This is a genomic window from Enterococcus pernyi, assembly GCF_045371165.1.
Classification (GTDB): domain Bacteria; phylum Bacillota; class Bacilli; order Lactobacillales; family Enterococcaceae; genus Enterococcus_B; species Enterococcus_B pernyi.
The window spans coordinates 30,133-46,583 of the sequence record NZ_JBIQDM010000007.1; the positions used below are offsets into that span (position 1 = coordinate 30,133).

Here is a 16,451-nt window from a genome sequence, read left to right on the forward strand (position 1 = left end):
ATCATTTATTGTTCTTCTAACAATTTTGGGTTACAAAATCGGTGAGAATAGTCTGGAGATTTGTTGTTTGAACAACAACAAATTTGACATTTCTTTGACTGTTTCAGTAGTCATCGGATTGCTTGCTTGTTCATCAAGTACAAATTGGTCGGCTAGTTGTTGCAAGAAAGCTGGATCATAAATGATTGCACTACTTTCAAAATTCAAACGATAGCTACGAATATCTTGGTTAGCTGATCCGACTATGCAGATTTCGTCGTCCATGATCAATGTTTTCGCATGTAAAAAGCCATTTTCATAAACTAAGATCTGTACATTTTCTTTGATCAATTGGCGAGCGTAGTACTGAGTTGCTCGGTAGATGAAAGGATGATCTGGTTTGTTAGGGATCATGATTTTCACCTCTACGCCAGAAGCGGCAGCGATTTTTAACGCAGCAATCACACTCTCATCAGGTACTAAATAAGGTGTTTGGATCCATACACGTTTTTTTGCTGAACTGATCAGCTTGATAAAGGATAACTTTATCTGTTCCCGTTCATTGTTCGGTCCGCTAGATACAAGTTGGATCGATGTTTGGTATAGTTGATCCTGATCTTCTTTCTCTGCTTTAAAGAAATAATCTAAATGATAGCCGACTTTTTTTTGATCTGGAACAGAGACATTCCAATCCATCAAAAAGCGAAGCTGTAATAAAGAGGCAGCGGCCCCATAAATACGAATATGCGTATCTCGCCAATAGCCAAATTTTTTGGTGTGGTTGACATATTGATCGGCGATGTTGAAACCACCTGTGTATCCAATCTTGCCATCAACAACAATGATTTTTCGATGATCATGATAATTCAGACGAAAGCGTAGAAGTGCCCGCTGGGAAGTGATGAACGTGTGTACATGACCACCATTTTCGACTAACTTTTTAAAATCTTTTGTTTTTGTGCCATGGGAGCCAAAGGCATCATAGAGTAAACGGACTTCGACACCTTCCGCTGCTTTTTTTTCCAATACTTTCAAGATTTGTTGGCCGATGTTGTCAGTAACGAAGGCATAATATTCGATATGGATCGAATGCTCAGCTGCTTCGATATCTTTCAGGACGGCTGTTAATTTTTCTTGACCGTCTGTCAGTAAAGTGACGGCATTTTTTCGTGTGAGTGGCATTTGATTCAAGGATGAAAAGAAATCAACGAAATGCTGATGATCTTCATTTTGGATGATGGGATCATAATGTTCCAAGGTATCCCCCTTGAAATCCTGGAAATTTTCCAGTTCTGTTAAATCACTCTGACGCAGATAGAATTTTTTCTTGTCGGTCAAACCACGGCCAAAGAAAAGGTAGAGAATAAAACCAAAACCAGGTAAAGCAAATAAAACAAGTAACCATGCCCAGATTGCTGCGACGTCACGAGGTTTGATCAAGATAGTTACAAGAGCAATAAGTGCGTTCAATACATATAAAAAAGTAATAATGCTTCCTACCACGAGTGAATCCTCCTTTATATAATAACACTAGTATAGCATGAGAAAGGGGAGAAGCATATTCACAAGAAAACAAAGGTGGAAATATTTTGAAAATATCAAGAGGATAAGCGAAAGTTGTTGCAATTTAAAAACAAATCATGTAGGATAAATGTACAGTTGAATATCTCCTTAGGGGAGTAACCGACAACATTTGTTGTGATAATATCAACAGTAAGTTAACCAAATGGTTTTCTGGTATTGTATGAAATGGTGAGACCTAAGACAAATCCGTATTTGTCTTAGGTCTCTTTTTTTTCAGGCGATAGCGGAAACAATAACTAAAATGGGGGATGAAATTTGGAAAACAAGGAACACGCACAATCAACGGTCTACAAAGAATCGATCGACACGTTGATGCAACAAACGCAAAGCTCACCAGATGGGTTGAGTAGTACGCAAGCAAAAGAAAAATTAGAAAGAGACGGCTTGAACCAACTGAAGGAAGCACCGAAGAAGCCAACTTGGAAACTGTTTCTCGAAACTTTTAAAGACGCTATGGTAATTGTGTTATTAGTTGTTGCATTGATTCAAATGGTGATGGGTGACTATATCGAATTTTTCGTTATCTTTGCCGTGTTGATGTTGAACTCAGTGATTAGTGTGATCCAAACGAAAAAAGCAGAAGGTTCACTTGAAGCATTGAAAAACCTTTCTGCACCAGATGCAAAAGTGATTCGTGACGGAAAAGAAATGACGATTCCGGCGAATGAATTAGTGGTTGGGGATATCGTTTTACTTGATGCAGGTGATTATGTACCGGCAGATGGACGTTTGTTAGAAGCTGGTTCATTAAAAGTTGACGAAGGAATGTTGACAGGTGAGTCGACATCAGCAGAAAAAGAAGTAGTAGAAATCACTCAGACTGTGCCGATCGGTGATCGCTTGAACATGGTCTTTAGTGGTACAATCATTACTTACGGTCGTGGGAAATTCTTAGTAACTGCTACAGGAAACAATACAGAAATCGGTGAAGTTGCTGGTTTATTAGAATCAACAACGGAACAAGTGACACCATTACAACGTGGATTAGATAAATTCAGTAAGAAGTTAAGTTTAGCCATTTTAGGCTTATCATTGGTGATTTTAGGTATCCAGTTATTCCGTATCTATATGGGTGGCGGAACAGGAGATATGACAGCAGATATCGTTAGTGCCATCATGTTTGCAGTCGCGGTTGCCGTAGCAGCGATCCCTGAAGCATTGCAGTCGATCGTAACGATCGTCTTGTCACTGGGAACCAATAAAATGGCCAAACGACATGCTATCATCCGTAAACTACCAGCTGTAGAAACATTAGGCTCAACGAGTATCATTTGTACGGATAAAACTGGTACATTGACACAAAACAAAATGACGGTTGTTGATTATTATTTAGCGAATGGGGCAACTGGTGATTTTTCAAATGATCCAAAAAACTGGTCTGTAGACGAACGTCGTTTAATTGAGATCAGTGTCTTGGCAAATGATGCGTCGATCAGTGAAGATGGTTCAAAACTAGGCGATCCAACAGAAGTCGCTTTTGTTGACTTCAGTGAAAAAATGAACCAACCTTATCGCGAGATCCGCCAAACGTATCCAAGACAAGCAGAATTACCATTTGACTCGGATCGAAAATTGATGTCAACAGCACATGAAATCGAAAATCAACAATTCTTATTTGTCAAAGGTGGACCAGATATCGTGTTTGGCCGCAGTACAAAAGCATTAGTAAATGGTGAAGTCGTGCCAATGACAGATGAGTTAAGAAAAAAATTCCAAGAACAAAACGAAGCATTCTCAAAACGCGCATTGCGTGTATTAGCCTTTGCTTATCGTCCAATCAATAGCCTAGAATTGTCATTTGATGATGAAGATGATTTGATCTTAGTTGGGATCATGGCAATGATCGATCCGCCAAGAGATGAAGTAACTCAAGCGGTCAAAGAAGCAAAAAGTGCTGGGATCAAAACGATCATGATCACTGGTGACCATAAAACAACTGCAGTTGCTATTGCAAAAGAAATCGGTATTTTTGCTGAAGGTGATCAAGCCTTGACTGGTACAGAATTAGATGAGCTATCAGAAGATCAATTGAATGAAGTATTGGAAAAAGTAACGGTTTATGCGCGTGTATCTCCGGAAAATAAAATCCGTATCGTGCGTGCTTGGCAAACAAAAGGTCATATCTCTGCGATGACTGGTGACGGAGTAAATGATGCTCCTGCCTTGAAACAAGCAGATATTGGTATTGCAATGGGTACAGGTACTGACGTAGCCAAAGATGCTGCAGCAATGGTTCTGACAGATGATAATTTCGCATCGATCGTCAGTGCAGTGGAAGTAGGACGTAATGTCTTTGATAATATCAAAAAGGCCATCTCTTACTTGTTTTCAGGAAACCTAGGTGCGATTATCGCGATCATCTTTGCCTTAGTTGCAGATTGGTCAAATCCATTTACAGCCTTACAATTATTGTTCATCAACTTAGTCAACGACTCATTACCAGCAATCGCGTTAGGAACTGAAAAAGCAGAGCCAGCGACAATGAAACGTCCACCAAGAGATCCAAATTCAGGTATCTTTACGGACAAAACATTGATCTCTGTGACGTATCGTGGCGTATTGATCGGTATTGCAGTTATTTTTGCTCAATGGTTAGGGATGCAACATTCACCTGAATTTGGCGTAGCGATGTCCTTCACAACGTTGATCTGGTGTCGTACATTGCAAACATTCCCAGCCCGTTCAAATACCCAAACAGCGATTCAAGCTGGTTTCTTCTCAAACCGCAGTGTTCTATTAGCAGTTGCTGTATGTAGTGCGCTTTACTGTATTGCAATGATCCCAGGACTAAAAGAAGTCTTCTCGATCCCAGCGGCATTTGGGTTGACTGAAGTCTTCACTTGTATCGGAATCGCGCTTGTAACGGTTGTGTTGATGGAAATCACTAAAATGATTTTGGTACGTGTACAAGGAAACAAATAATTATCAAAGAAAAAATAGTTCATCTATCACTTACGAATAACGATGAAATGTGATAGTTTTTAGCCTTTCGAATCAAAAAGAAATCCACGAGAATCGTTTCTTCGATTTTCGTGGATTTTGATTTATACTAAGAAACAAAGCTCATCGTTTTTCTGATAAAATATTTATTCCGAAAAGTGAAGATAAAAGGAGAAATATCCAAATGGACAAAGAAGAATGGAATACCTTTGCGAAAGACTATTACGAATCACAAAAAGAATCTAGTACGACGATCGTAGAGGATGTCGTTGCTTATCTAAAAAGCGAGGATTTATTACCAGCTGGCTCATTCGCAGATGTTGCCGGTGGTGCAGGGCGTTATCTGCCGTTAGCAAAAGAAATAGAACAATATGAGTTGATTGATTTTTCAGAAGAAATGCTTGTATATGCTGAACATGAAGCACAAATACTGGGGCTAAATAACTGTCAATTCATTTTGAAAGATTTTACTAATTTTTTACAAGAAGAGAAGACCTATGAACTTATTTTTTCGGCAGCAAATCCCGCCTTGGTTTCTTGTGAACAATTGGAAAAACTGCGTGGGAAAGCGATGAGAGCTTGTTTGATCCTAAGAGTAGTCTCCTCAGAAGATAGTGTCTTCGTACCCCTTGAAAGGTATTTAGGGATCGAGGAATCTGACCCTAACACCTCGTCAACTATTATGGATCGGTTTGAGACGTATTTATCAAAGAAACACCTTTCTTATAAGAGAACTGAATTCACTTATGATTCACAGGAAGAAGTCACGCCTTCATTTTTGCGGGCTTATTATGAAGAAATGCAAGATGATCCACGTTTCCAGTCAGCTCTCCAAGAATTATTTAAAAACAGTGAGACAATTCAGAGTACAAATAAACTGACCTATCGATTATTGACTATCTATTAGTCAACGATCGAGGTCAGTTTTTTGCATTCATTATTTTTCTTTGTAAAAACGAATATCATTTTCAACTTTATAGATCGAGTAAGGTAGATCTGAATGATATTCAGCTGTTTCACCATTTCCCGGTAATGTTTCATTGAAGATCTTTTCATATTGATCAACCGTCAATGCTTCACGGTTATCTAACATCGCTTGATTGTCTTCTTTGGATAAGAAGTTTTGATAGCCTTCTTCTAAATATCCAGTGAAAAATTCACTCACAGCACCAGAACCATAGCTGAATAATCCGATACGGGCACCCGATTTCAATGCTTGAGAGTTTTCTAATAAAGAAATCAATCCCAAATAAAGGGACCCAGTGTATAGATTTCCTATTCGTCGACTATAGGTGATGCCTTCTTCATAACGAGCCATCAAACGTTTTTGCGTTGCCTCATCTGTTTCTTCGATCACACTTTGTAACGCTTTTTTACCCATTTTTGTGTAAGGAATATGGAAGGTAAGCGCATCATAATCAGCAAGTGTTCGACCTGTTGTTTCTTTATATCTATTCCAGACTTTTTGGAAAGACTCAATATAAGTAGAGTTGGACAAAGGACCATCTACTACAGGATATTGACTATAATTTGGACGCCAAAAGTCATAAATATCTTCTGTTAAAAAGACGCTGTGGTCTTCAAGAGAAAGAATCCGAGGGTTTTGTGTGATCATCATAGCGACCGCACCTACACCTTGAGTCACTTCACCACCACTTGCTAAACCGTAGCGAGCAATATCGCTCGCAATCACTAAGACTTTACGATCTGGATGATTTTTGACATATTCTTTTGCCATGTGCAAAGCTGCTGTTCCCCCGTAACAAGCTTCTTTTACTTCGAATGAACGAGCAAAAGGTTGAACTTTTAACAAATGATGGATGATCACAGCACTTGCCTTTGATTGGTCGATGCCTGATTCGGTACCTACAATGACCATATCGATTTTCTCACGATCTTCTTCTGTGACGATTTTACTCGCTGCATTTGCTCCTAGCGTGACGATGTCTTCATAAACTTGATTGACAGCCATCTGATCTTGACCGATCCCGATATGGTATTTGGCAGGATCATCTCCACGTCTGTTTGCTAATTCAGTCATATCTAAAAATAAATTAGGAATAAAAAAGGAAAGACGATCAATCCCTATTTTCATTTCAACACCTCTTTACTCATGATAAAAAACTTACTTTATTAAAGTATCACAAAATCGCTAAAAGAAATACAAAAAAGCTAATTTTTAAGGATTTGTAAAAAAATATAGCGCTTTTTTTAAAAGGTGTATATTATATTTGTATTTCCGGTAAAGAATGGTATATTTTTGTAGGAGATACTTGACAGTTAGAAAATAATCAACTGTCCATCTTTTATACAATTTAATAAGAAGTGTATTTTAATTTTTACGAAACCATTCACATTGTTCTATCCATTTGATATAGACAAACATTTTGAAGAATGTCTCGTCGGTTACAGCGTGACGTTGTTCGCAAATATATGAGAAATAAGGAGGGAATCCGTTTGCGCAAAAGATTGTAACACCTATAAATCTGTCGCGTTTTATATAATACGTGGATAAGTAAATTTATAGGCTTTGGCAACGGGTGGCTTAACTTGAAGGAAGTCGTTATTATAGATGCTGCACGAACACCGATTGGAAAGTATCGTGGTAGCTTAAGCAGTTATTCTGCTGTTGAGTTGGGAACATTCATTACAACAGAAATCCTTGAACGAACAGGGATAAACAAAGAAGCAATCAATCAAGTCATTTTTGGAAATGTGCTTCAAGCAGGGAATGGGCAAAATGTTGCACGACAAATTGCGATCAATAGCGGAATCCCCGTTAGTGTTCCGGCAATGACAATCAATGAAGTTTGTGGATCTGGGATGAAATCAGTGATCCTTGCGCGTCAACAAATCCAACTAGGCGAAGCGGACCTGATCATAGCCGGTGGTGTTGAAAGCATGACTAGAGCGCCGATGATCCAAGTGAGCGATCCAGAAAACGAGAAAATCGAAGAAATCTCAAGTATGGTCAATGATGGATTAACCGATGCATTTTCCAATACTCATATGGGACTGACAGCAGAAAATGTGGCAAAACAATTTTCTGTGACGAGAGCAGAGCAAGATCAATATGCACTGGCTTCACAATTAAAAGCAGGACAAGCCAGCGAGTCAGGGGTCTTCAAGGAAGAAATCATTCCAATTTCCCGTAATGAAGAAGTATTTGCAACAGATGAAGCAGTGCGAGGAAATAGTACATTAGAAAAATTAAGCACCTTACGGACGGTTTTTGCGGAGGACGGCACAGTTACTGCTGGAAATGCTTCACCTTTGAACGATGGTGGCTCTGTACTGATCTTAGCGTCTAAAGACTATGCGATTGCTCATGGCTTACCGTATTTAGCTACGATCAAAGGAGTCTCTGAAGTTGGGATCGATCCAAGTATCATGGGGGTAGCTCCAATCAAAGCAATCAATACCTTGATGGAGAAAACAGAGCTTTCCTTGGACGACATCGATCTATTTGAAATTAACGAAGCGTTTGCTGCGTCATCGATCGTTGTGAATCGTGAATTGAATCTCCCATCAGAGAAAGTCAATATTTATGGTGGTGCGATTGCGTTAGGCCATCCGATTGGTGCTAGTGGCGCTCGTATCTTGACTACTTTAGGCTATGCGTTAAGAAGGCAGCACCAACGATACGGAGTAGCTTCATTATGTATTGGTGGCGGTCTTGGATTAGCTGTTCTTTTGGAAGCTAATTTGCAAGAAACTGGTGATAACGAAAAAAAAAAGTTTTATGAACTAACGCCAGAACAACGTAGACAGCGATTAGTTCAAGAAAAAGTGATTTCCCAAGCAGAAGCAACAGGTTTTAAAGAATCTGTTTTAACAGAAGATATCGCCAACCATTTGATTGAAAATCAAATCAGCCAAGTAGAGATCCCATTAGGTGTCGCATTGAATTTTCAAGTGAACGGTCAAAAAAAATGGATTCCTATGGCAACGGAAGAACCTTCTGTAATTGCTGCAGCGAGCAATGGCGCAAAAATATGTGGCGATATCAGCGTTCAGATACCCCAACGATTGATGCGTGGGCAGATCGTCTTAACTGGTCGTTGTGATTATCGAAAAATCAAAGAAGTCATTGAAGCAAGAAAACCAGAATTGGTCACTTGTGCAAACGAAAGCTATCCTTCGATCGTCAAGCGTGGTGGAGGTGTCCGAGAAATTTCTACTCGAGAATTTATGGGGAGCGAGCATGCCTATCTTTCACTTGATTTTTTAGTGGATGTCAAAGATGCGATGGGTGCGAATATCATCAACTCGATTTTGGAGGGAGTTGCGGTTCGTATCAAAGAATGGTTCCCTGAACAAGAAATCTTGTTCAGTATCTTAAGTAATCTGGCGACGGAATCTTTAGCAATCGCGACTTGTATGATTCCTTTTGAGCGATTGGCAAAGGACAAAGAAACGGGTCAACTGATTGCTGAAAAGATTCGTCAAGCGAGTGAATACGCAAAATTGGATCCTTATCGGGCAACGACCCACAACAAAGGAATCATGAATGGTATCGAAGCGGTCATCTTAGCCACAGGAAATGATACACGAGCAGCCGCAGCGGCTATTCATGCCTATGCTGCTCAAAATGGTAGTTACCAAGGGTTGACTGACTGGCAAATCAAGGAAGATCATTTGGTAGGGAAATTGACGGTTCCTTTAGCTGTTGCGACAGTAGGGGGCGCTTCCCGAGTTTTACCGAAAGCGAAAGCTTCTTTAGATATGTTAGCAATTGATTCTGCACAAGAATTGGCACAAGTGATTGCAGCTGTTGGTTTAGCACAAAACCTGGCGGCACTGCGTGCACTTGTTAGTGACGGTATCCAAAAAGGACATATGTCCTTACAAGCGAGAGCATTGGCAATCACAGTTGGTGCCAAAGGGGACGAAATCGAGAGAGTTGCCGCAAAGCTTAGGGAGTCAGGAACGATCAACCAACAAAGCGCACTAGCTGCCTTAGAAGCTATCCAGGCGAGCAAAAACTAGGAATAATTTGCGAAATGGGCGTAGTAGCTGAGGAAAAATGACAAATAATTTTCATTATTATAACGTGCCTCTAAAAACACATAAAAAAATACCTATGCTAAGTATGAAGAATCTATAATCTGAAATTTATTTTTTTCATAAGAGGCCATCACGTCTTTTTATGCTATTTTCATTTTTTTGAGGTTGTATAATATCAAACAAAACGTAACAGACCTTGTCGATTAAAGGTTTTCTGTTACGTTTTTTTACATACTCTGATCTAAAAAATATAGAACATATATTATTAAATTTTAAAAATAATTTATATAACATTAAAAAAAGCTAAAGTTTTTTAAGCTTATTTGAGGTTCTCTTGTGAATAAATAATCTAACAGGTATACTTTTCCTCAAATAGAATAACTTGTTAGGCGAGACTCCTAAACAAACATAGGCTATTGCGCAGAAACGTCGAAAGACGCCAATGTGTAAAACAGGAATTGTCGGATTAAGGCTCTTCATAAGATAGCTAAGAGAAATCTTTACGTTGTTTAGTGTCAAAACTCACACGATGAGACTGAAAAGCCAATCGTTTTTTTCGTTTGGCTTTTTTTATTCAAGATGGGTAAGTGACGTATCTCCGCTGTAACACAAAGGAGAAATATAGGATGGGTGTAAAAGACATAAGAAAAATAGATTTGTATTTGCTCGTACCATATCTGTTGATCAGTGTAATAGGATTATTGATGATCTATAGTGCGAGTACGTTCCGTTTGATGTCATTCGATCAAAGTACAAATCAACTTTTAGTTCGACAAATGGTATTTGTAGCACTTAGTTGGGCAATGATTTTTTTCATTTACCGAGTGAAACCTGCATTTATACTCAATCATCGAATCGTAAAAATAATGATGGGGATCGGTATCGTGGGGCTGATCTTGACAAAGGTACCTGGGATTGGTGTCAATATCAGTGGTGCGCAACGATGGATCTCAATTGCAGGTTTTCAATTTCAACCTGCTGAAATTGTCAATGTCGGTATGATTTTTTATTTAGCTTATTATTTTAGAAAACCCAAGCAATCATTGAATGAATTAAAAAAACCCTTTTTTATCATCGCTTTATGTTCTCTGCTGATTTTATTCCAACCAAAAGTAGCTGGTGCGATCTTGTTGATCATCTTAGCTGCAATCATGATCACGACGGTTCAATTACCAGTTCGCTATATTTTATTGTTTTTTGCAGGACTGTTCAGTCTCTTTTTGCTCCTTGGCGGCATTATTTATTTACTAGGGCAAAATGACCTATTACCAAGTATTTTTGCTCATACTTATGATCGCTTGAGCATTGCTTTTAATCCTTTTTTAGATCCTTATGGAAAAGGATTTCAGATGAGTCAATCTTATTATGCCATGTACAACGGTGGGCTTTTTGGATTAGGACTGGGAAATAGTATTACCAAAAAGGGCTATTTACCAGTAGCCGAGACTGATTTTATTTTTTCGATTATTTTAGAAGAGTTAGGCCTGATCGTAGGCTTACTGATTCTAGCAATGTTATTTTCGATTATTTTGCGCTTATTTGTCTTGAGTGCGAATGAACCAAATCAGCAGATCGGGTTGATTTATTTGGGAACAGGGATGTTGTTATTGCTACAGACAAGTATCAATATTGCAAGTATCAGTGGCATGATCCCAATGACAGGTATTCCGCTTCCTTTTATTAGTTATGGAGGATCAAGCTATTTGATTTTATCCATGCTTTTGGGTGTTTGCCTGAAACTGTCCTCACGAGGTAAGCAAAATGAAATTTAAAATAAATGAATTCAACTATGCATTATTTTTACCAATCTTTCTTTTATATTTATTAAGTGTCGGTGTGCAATATGGGGCAGCTGTTTATGACCAAGTTCCAGTCCGAGGAGTCGTGCTTCGACAAATCGTGTTTTGTTTGATGTCGGTCGGGCTGTTGTTTCTAACACAACGAGTGAAAACAGTCGTATTGTTAAGATATTCTCCTTATCTTTATGGCTTTTCACTTTTTGTGATGGGCCTGTTGTATCAGTTTTATGATCCGGTGATGTTTCAACTCACAGGCACCAAACGTTGGCTTAGGATCGGCAGCTTTTCATTTCAACCTTCTGAATTAGTGAAACTCACCTTTATCTTAGTGGTTGTTTATTTGACCTTGATCTATGAGCAAAAGGTGAAGCAACGAACCGTTAAAACTGATTTATTTTATGTAGGAAAGATATTACTGGTTAGTTTACCGACCTTTTTATTGATGTACATGCAAAAAGATTTTGGAACAAGTTTGGTTTTTGTCATATGCTTGGGGGCATTATTCATGATCGCTGGGGTACATTGGAAGATCATGACGGCAATAACCTCGATTCTAGTTATTCTCGGGGCCATTTTGATTGCTTTAGTTTTTACTGAATACGGACACCAGATTTTATATCGTCTGAATTTTAAGACTTATCAGTTAGATCGAGTACGCGCATGGGTTGATCCATTTGCATATAGCCAATCGATTGGTTATCAACAATCACAAAGTTTACTTTCTATCGGGGCAGGTGGGTTTAGTGGCAGGGCCGAAGCAATCAATCCTATCTATGTGCCCGTTCGTGAATCAGATATGGTCTTTACAGTGATTGCTGAAACATTTGGCTTTTTAGGAAGCGTTTCTGTGCTCTTTTTATATTTTTATCTTTTTTACCAAATCATTTATAGCGCAATCGAAACAAATAATAAAGGAAATGTGTATTTTGCGATTGTCTTCGTATTTGGTTTGTTATTCCAAGTGTTTGAAAATATTGGAGCTGCGATCGGTCTACTCCCATTAACAGGGATTCCTTTACCATTTTTAAGTCAAGGAGGAACTTCCCTCTTGGTTATTGGCTGTGGTTTAGGCATTATTTTAGGATTTAAAAAGTATGAATGAGAAGTAGAAGGGAAGTTATTATGAAACAGATGCCAAAAGGAACATTGGTGGTAGCATTCGTATCACTCGTCTTATTGACGACTTTGACCACACTAGTTATGACAGAAAACACCTTATTCAACCAACTTGATTTAGCCATTTATCAACAGGAGCGATTAATCGAATTCCCAGTATTAACAACATTTTTTAGTTATTTTGCAAAACTAGCAACGATTATTCCTACTTTATTTTTCACAGGGTTGCTTGCAATTTTTAGTTGGCGGAAACAGTACCACAAATTAGCCATTTGGCAAGTCTTAATGGTTTTGACAGTTAGTTTGATTGGCTACGTGATGAAACAAGCTATCCAGCGGACACGACCTGATGTGGAGCAATTGATTCCTAGATCTTCTTACTCTTTTCCAAGTGGTCATTCGATTTTGTCTATGACGCTATTCTTAGTATTTTTGATCACCATGTACATTATTTATCGCGAGAAAAGGGTAAATAAACTAGTATGGGTGGGGGCTCTATATCCATTATTGATTGCTAGTTCTAGAATTTATTTGAGAGTACATTATCCTAGCGATATCTTGGCAGGTTTTTTACTGAGTTTTTCAGTTGTTTTCTTATGCTATAGTCTGTTTTTCTCTTTTATCACTGAAAAAACAGTAAGAAAAAAGCACCAACAAAAACGAATATTCACTAGAAAACAAAAAGTTTTATTGTCTATTATGGCATTTCTTTTCCTATTAGTAGGTTCTGCAGTTGCGTATGGTGTTCGCTTTTACTACGATGCCAGACAGACCGTGACTTCGATGCAACAACCGTTACAAAGAGAAACCGTTCAGCGGGAAAAGGATACGCCAGTCAGCATTTTAGTTTTAGGTATCGCCAATAATTCAATTAGAAAAACGGACTATCGTGCAAATACGATCATGTTGGTGACATTGAATAATCAAAAGAAAACAACGACGATCACGAGTATTCCTCGAGATTCTTTCGTAGAAATTGCCAATATGGATGGACTGGTTGATAAAATCAACCATGCTCATTCTTACGGTGGTATCGACATGATGGTGGATACGGTTGAACAATATCTTGATATACCGATTCATCACTATGTATCGTTGAATATGGATGGATTAGAAGCGTTGATCGATGCTGTGGGAGGAATCACTGTAAATAATGCGTTTGAGTTTACAGCAGAAGACATCCATTATCCAGAAGGAACGCTAGAATTAAATGGTTGGGAAGGATTACAGTATGCGCGCATGCGAGCAGAAGATCCTGAGGATGACTATGGGCGACAGAAAAGGCAAAGGGAAGTCGTCAACATTTTAGTCAATGAGTTCTTATCTGTGAAAAGTTTATTCAATTATCGCCAGCTTTTAGAGGTAGTCGGTGAAAATGGGACAACGGATATGTCCTTAGATGAAATGCTCGGAATGATGAATGAATACCATTCGGCATTATCCAATATCACGAACCATCAGTTGAAAGGTGAACAATATATTGGTGATGGCATCTTGGGAGAAGCAGGGATCTACTATGAGAAGATACCCGATGAGGAACGGATGAGAGTGATGCAGTTGGTGCAAGAGCAATTAGAAACAACAGGGAAGAACGCAGCGCAACAATAGGAACAATCGATATTCTCTTTTTTACATTTATAAATGATAAAAAAAGCAGTTGAAATGAACGATGATCGTCATTTCAGCTGCTTTTTTAGGTAAAAATCATCACGCAATCTATTTGCTTGCGTTTATCTTTCGTTGATCGGTGTAGTGGCAAATTGTTCGATCAATGGCACTAATGTTAATTTCACTTTGTATTTACGTTCTAAAGCTTTTTCGATCGTAAATTCATTGACAGCAGACATAGAGATCTCTGCTAATTTTCGTGTGTCGTCTTTGACTGTTTCATTGATCACTACAGCATCTGCTGTTTTTTCAGCAGTGAACTTCGGATATTCTGCTACTTGTTTGGCAAAATCATCGAAAGTCAAAGAATCTGTCTCAACTTTTTCATCACTTGTTTTCTTGTCAGTTGTTGCTTCTTTACTGACTGATTGAGAAGTTGTCTCAACTTTTTCAACTTCTTTTGTTGGTGTTTCTTTTACGGACGCGTCATTAGTGACTGGTGTCGCTACAGGTTGAGCCGTTGGTTGATCTTTTTTCATGCGTTGATCATTCCAGTAAGAAACAATCTCAATCAATAGGTTGTCACGGAAACGTTCAAAAATCGTTGCTTCACCAGAACGAATACGTTTCAAGACAGCAGTAAAGTTATCGTCGATTGGTACATTGATGCGTGTATCTTCATTTGCTTGTCCTGCTAAGCCAATGATTAAGACTTGACGGTTTTTAGGATCAAGCATGACTTGCAATGGCAGACCATAACGGCGTAAACTTTCTTCTTCCAATGAACGGAATAATTGTGTGCGAACTCCATCTAAAGAAGGACGGAATTGTTTTAATAATTTTTGTTTTTGTTTTTTCTTCATAGATACTCTCCTTCATTCATACCCTTTCGATTATAAGAAAAAAACGAGCAAATGAAAAGGTTTATCAAGAAAAAACTTTTATTACTTCGATGGAAAAACAAAATTGAGTGGGATAATCGACCTCTCACATATGCTAAAACTGAATAAACGGTGGAAACAGCAGTAAACTTCTCGGAAATAAGGCGACATCCACAGAAATTTGATGAACAATTTCGTAGATATCGCCTTATTTCTCGAGGTTAAATACTTCTGTTCCAATCTCTCAAAAAGGGGAGCAAAAGTCCACAGACTAATGCTCCCTCATCTAGTTATTTTTTTGGCAATAAGGCAAAGGTGACTAGTTCAGGTGAATAGATGACCTCATGTCCTTGCCATTGCATCGTCATCAATGAATGATCCAAGCGTTTTTTTATTTCCGCAAGTTTTTCATCCCTTGACCAGTTTCGAGCAGGAAAATGCTGGATTTTTTCTGGACGGATCAAAAAGATAAAATCTGGATCAAATGTCTGAGTCACTTTTTCAGATAAACGATCTAAGCGGTCCACGGGGTTCATAGAATATCACTATCCTTTACCTTTAAAATTGTGTAGTATCTGGATCTTTTGCTTTGCCAACGACACCATCTAATTGGTCGATCGTCTTCATTTCTTCTTCTGATAGCTCAAAATCAAATAATTCAGTGTTCTCCTTGATTCTGCTTGGTGTAACAGATTTTGGTAATGGTAAGAAACCGTGTTGTAATGACCAACGTAGCGCTACTTGGGCAACGCTCTTATTGTGTGTGTTGGCAATCTCTTGCATTTCTGTGACGTCGAAGATTTTACCAGTGCCAAGAGGGCTATATGCTTCAAGGACCATATCATGTTTTTTCGCGTACTCAACAACAGGTGGTTGCAATTCGCCTGGAGCAAGAAATACTTGATTGACCATTGGCATGATTTTTGCTGTTTTTGCAAGTTCATCTAAGTGATGCGGTAAGAAGTTGCTGACACCGATCGCTTTGATTTTGCCAGCTTCGTATAACTCTTCAAAAGCACGCCATGTTTCGGCATTCGCTTCTTGCCAATTTTCGCGGAAAGAAACTGGATTAGGCCAATGGATCAAGAAAAGATCCACATAGTCTGTTTGTAATTTTTTTAAGGACTCTTCGAAAGAGGACATTGCTAGATCGTAGCTATGGTTTTCGTTCCAAAGTTTAGTCGTTAAGAAAATCTCTTCTCTTGGAACACCACTTTCTTTGATTGCTTGTCCGACACTTTCTTCGTTTTTGTACCCTTGAGCGGTATCAATATGACGATAACCGGCAGCTAATGCTTCTTTAACTGAGGAAACAGCAACGTCTCCGTCAGGGGTTTGCCAAGTACCGAAACCGACAACAGGGATTTCATAGCCATTTGATAAACGGTAAGTAGATGTTAGTGAATTCATACTTTCAGCTCCTTTGATTTTAGTACACTTTAAGTGTAGCTTATTTTCTAAAAAAAGAAATGTATTTTGTTTGTTATAAAATATTTTTTTGTTCGTTCCATTTTGTCTCTGGTATTTTTGTTTGATT

At 38.5% G+C, this 16,451-nt stretch carries 11 protein-coding genes and 1 riboswitch; of the genes, 6 read left to right on the forward strand and 5 right to left on the reverse strand.

Translation table 11 applies throughout. The features are described 5' to 3' along the window. Positions 1 to 30: 30 nt before the first annotated feature. Positions 31 to 1,482 carry a cardiolipin synthase gene (gene cls / locus ACH0AK_RS09630; RefSeq protein WP_226076274.1) on the reverse strand — a complete coding sequence of 484 codons (1,452 nt, stop codon included), beginning with the start codon at positions 1,480 to 1,482 and terminating at the stop codon, positions 31 to 33. Positions 1,483 to 1,818: 336 nt separating this feature from the next. Between cls and ACH0AK_RS09635 the strand changes: the two genes are divergently transcribed. Together ACH0AK_RS09635 and ACH0AK_RS09640 are read left to right on the forward strand one after the other, a co-directional pair. Beyond that, positions 1,819 to 4,485, forward strand: a complete 2,667-nt coding sequence (locus tag ACH0AK_RS09635; protein WP_226076276.1) for a cation-translocating P-type ATPase — start codon at positions 1,819 to 1,821, stop codon at positions 4,483 to 4,485. A gap of 202 nt (positions 4,486 to 4,687) precedes the next feature. Further along, the gene (locus tag ACH0AK_RS09640; protein WP_226076278.1) at positions 4,688 to 5,410 is read left to right on the forward strand and encodes a class I SAM-dependent methyltransferase; all 723 of its coding nucleotides are present in this window, start codon (positions 4,688 to 4,690) and stop codon (positions 5,408 to 5,410) included. A gap of 30 nt (positions 5,411 to 5,440) precedes the next feature. Here ACH0AK_RS09640 and ACH0AK_RS09645 read toward each other — a convergent pair whose 3' ends face one another. Next, positions 5,441 to 6,598: a hydroxymethylglutaryl-CoA synthase gene (locus tag ACH0AK_RS09645; protein WP_062805420.1), complete on the reverse strand. Its 1,158-nt coding sequence runs from the start codon at positions 6,596 to 6,598 to the stop codon at positions 5,441 to 5,443. Positions 6,599 to 7,053: 455 nt separating this feature from the next. Here ACH0AK_RS09645 and ACH0AK_RS09650 point away from each other — a divergent pair, with 455 nt between their 5' ends. The 4 genes from ACH0AK_RS09650 to ACH0AK_RS09665 all read left to right on the forward strand — a co-directional run bounded on the left by ACH0AK_RS09650 (position 7,054) and on the right by ACH0AK_RS09665 (position 14,033). After that, positions 7,054 to 9,492: a hydroxymethylglutaryl-CoA reductase, degradative gene (locus ACH0AK_RS09650; protein WP_226076280.1), complete on the forward strand. Its 2,439-nt coding sequence runs from the start codon at positions 7,054 to 7,056 to the stop codon at positions 9,490 to 9,492. 392 nt (positions 9,493 to 9,884) lie between these two features. Next, positions 9,885 to 10,052, forward strand: a riboswitch (M-box (ykoK) riboswitch). Between the two features lie 84 nt (positions 10,053 to 10,136). Beyond that, positions 10,137 to 11,282, forward strand: a complete 1,146-nt coding sequence (locus ACH0AK_RS09655; protein ID WP_010735805.1) for an FtsW/RodA/SpoVE family cell cycle protein — start codon at positions 10,137 to 10,139, stop codon at positions 11,280 to 11,282. Then, entirely contained in the window at positions 11,272 to 12,411 is a 1,140-nt protein-coding gene (locus ACH0AK_RS09660) for an FtsW/RodA/SpoVE family cell cycle protein (RefSeq protein WP_010735804.1), read from the forward strand. Before ACH0AK_RS09655 ends, ACH0AK_RS09660 begins: the two co-directional genes overlap by 11 nt. Positions 12,412 to 12,431: 20 nt before the next feature. After that, positions 12,432 to 14,033 carry a phosphatase PAP2/LCP family protein gene (locus tag ACH0AK_RS09665; RefSeq protein ID WP_077151656.1) on the forward strand — a complete coding sequence of 534 codons (1,602 nt, stop codon included), beginning with the start codon at positions 12,432 to 12,434 and terminating at the stop codon, positions 14,031 to 14,033. Positions 14,034 to 14,155: 122 nt separating this feature from the next. On the opposite strand, the gene ACH0AK_RS09670 is transcribed toward ACH0AK_RS09665, so the two are convergent. The 3 genes from ACH0AK_RS09670 to ACH0AK_RS09680 all read right to left on the reverse strand — a co-directional run bounded on the left by ACH0AK_RS09670 (position 14,156) and on the right by ACH0AK_RS09680 (position 16,324). Further along, positions 14,156 to 14,896 carry a hypothetical protein gene (locus tag ACH0AK_RS09670; protein ID WP_226076297.1) on the reverse strand — a complete coding sequence of 247 codons (741 nt, stop codon included), beginning with the start codon at positions 14,894 to 14,896 and terminating at the stop codon, positions 14,156 to 14,158. A gap of 308 nt (positions 14,897 to 15,204) precedes the next feature. Further along, on the reverse strand, positions 15,205 to 15,450 hold the full coding sequence (locus tag ACH0AK_RS09675) for a hypothetical protein (RefSeq protein WP_010735801.1): 246 nt from the start codon (positions 15,448 to 15,450) through the stop codon (positions 15,205 to 15,207). A 22-nt stretch (positions 15,451 to 15,472) separates the two neighbouring features. Continuing rightward, positions 15,473 to 16,324 (reverse strand): aldo/keto reductase, encoded by an 852-nt coding sequence (locus ACH0AK_RS09680; protein WP_010735800.1) that lies wholly within the window; start codon positions 16,322 to 16,324, stop codon positions 15,473 to 15,475. Between the last annotated feature and the right edge of the window lie 127 nt (positions 16,325 to 16,451).

What these genes read in the sequence shown, in the direction of transcription:
- ACH0AK_RS09640 (WP_226076278.1), top strand. Translation starts at nt 4,688, where the DNA reads ATGGACAAAGAAGAATGGAATACCTTTGCGAAAGACTATTACGAATCA.
- ACH0AK_RS09680 (WP_010735800.1), bottom strand. Translation starts at nt 16,324, where the DNA reads ATGAATTCACTAACATCTACTTACCGTTTATCAAATGGCTATGAAATC.
- ACH0AK_RS09645 (WP_062805420.1), bottom strand. Translation starts at nt 6,598, where the DNA reads ATGAAAATAGGGATTGATCGTCTTTCCTTTTTTATTCCTAATTTATTT.
- ACH0AK_RS09660 (WP_010735804.1), top strand. Translation starts at nt 11,272, where the DNA reads ATGAAATTTAAAATAAATGAATTCAACTATGCATTATTTTTACCAATC.
- ACH0AK_RS09665 (WP_077151656.1), top strand. Translation starts at nt 12,432, where the DNA reads ATGAAACAGATGCCAAAAGGAACATTGGTGGTAGCATTCGTATCACTC.
- ACH0AK_RS09655 (WP_010735805.1), top strand. Translation starts at nt 10,137, where the DNA reads ATGGGTGTAAAAGACATAAGAAAAATAGATTTGTATTTGCTCGTACCA.
- ACH0AK_RS09675 (WP_010735801.1), bottom strand. Translation starts at nt 15,450, where the DNA reads ATGAACCCCGTGGACCGCTTAGATCGTTTATCTGAAAAAGTGACTCAG.
- ACH0AK_RS09670 (WP_226076297.1), bottom strand. Translation starts at nt 14,896, where the DNA reads ATGAAGAAAAAACAAAAACAAAAATTATTAAAACAATTCCGTCCTTCT.